The 1,418-nt window shown below is 51.7% G+C and carries 1 rRNA gene; it reads left to right on the top strand.

What is annotated here, in order from left to right:
* Window positions 1-1,406, top strand: a 23S ribosomal RNA gene (locus BMX10_RS17695); the annotation flags it as partial.
* Window positions 1,407-1,418 lie beyond the last annotated feature (12 nt).

Here is a 1,418-nt window from a genome sequence, read left to right as displayed (position 1 = left end):
AAATCCGCTTTAACAAGATCCTGAGAGGTGATGGGGAGCGAAAAACAAGTAGCGAAGAGATTGATTCCACACTGTCGAGAAAAGCCACTATTGAGAAATGAGGTGCCCGTACCGCAAACCGACACAGGTAGGTGAGGAGAGAATCCTAAGACGAGCGGGAGAACCATTGTTAAGGAACTCGGCAAAATGACCCCGTAACTTCGGGAGAAGGGGTGCCGGAGGATGTGAAAGACAAGCTCTGTAAGCATCAACCGGTCGCAGAGAACAGGCCCAAGCGACTGTTTAGCAAAAACATAGGTCTCTGCAAAGTCGAAAGACGACGTATAGGGGCTGACGCCTGCCCGGTGCTGGAAGGTTAAGGGGAAGTGTTAGGGGTAACTCGAAGCACAGAACTTAAGCCCCAGTAAACGGCGGCCGTAACTATAACGGTCCTAAGGTAGCGAAATTCCTTGTCGGGTAAGTTCCGACCCGCACGAAAGGCGTAACGATTTGGGCGCTGTCTCAACAATGGACCCGGTGAAATTGTAATACCAGTGAAGATGCTGGTTACCTGCGACAGGACGGAAAGACCCCGTGGAGCTTTACTGTAGCTTGACATTGGATTTTGGTACTACATGTACAGGATAGGTGGGAGACAGAGAATCTAGAACGCCAGTTTTGGAGGAGTCGCCGTTGGGATACCACTCTTGTAGTACTGAAGTTCTAACCATGAACCATTACCTGGTTTTGGGACACTGTCAGGTGGGCAGTTTGACTGGGGCGGTCGCCTCCTAAAAAGTAACGGAGGCGCCCAAAGGTTCCCTCAGCACGGTCGGAAATCGTGCAAAGAGTGTAAAGGCAAAAGGGAGCTTGATTGCGAGACCAACAAGTCGAGCAAGGACGAAAGTCGGGCTTAGTGATCCGGTGGTACCGAGTGGAAGGGCCATCGCTCAACGGATAAAAGCTACCCCGGGGATAACAGGCTTATCTCCCCCAAGAGTCCACATCGACGGGGAGGTTTGGCACCTCGATGTCGGCTCATCACATCCTGGGGCTGAAGTAGGTCCCAAGGGTTGGGCTGTTCGCCCATTAAAGTGGTACGCGAGCTGGGTTCAGAACGTCGTGAGACAGTTCGGTCCCTATCCGTCGCAGGCGCAGGAAATTTGAGAGGATCTGTCCTTAGTACGAGAGGACCGGGATGGACATACCAATGGTGTACCAGTTGTTCTGCCAAGAGCACCGCTGGGTAGCTACGTATGGCAGGGATAAGTGCTGAAGGCATCTAAGCACGAAGCCCCCCTCAAGATAAGATTTCCCATCACGCAAGTGGGTAAGACCCCAGGAAGACTACCTGGTAGATAGGTCGGAGGTGTAAGTGCAGCAATGTATTAAGCTGACCGATACTAATAGGTCGAGGACTTGACCAAAAAAATTGTGAT

The sequence above is a fragment of the Natronincola peptidivorans genome (genome assembly GCF_900111615.1).
GTDB lineage: Bacteria > Bacillota > Clostridia > Peptostreptococcales > Natronincolaceae > Natronincola_A > Natronincola_A peptidivorans.
This window is presented reverse-complemented; position numbering and strand designations above follow the sequence as displayed.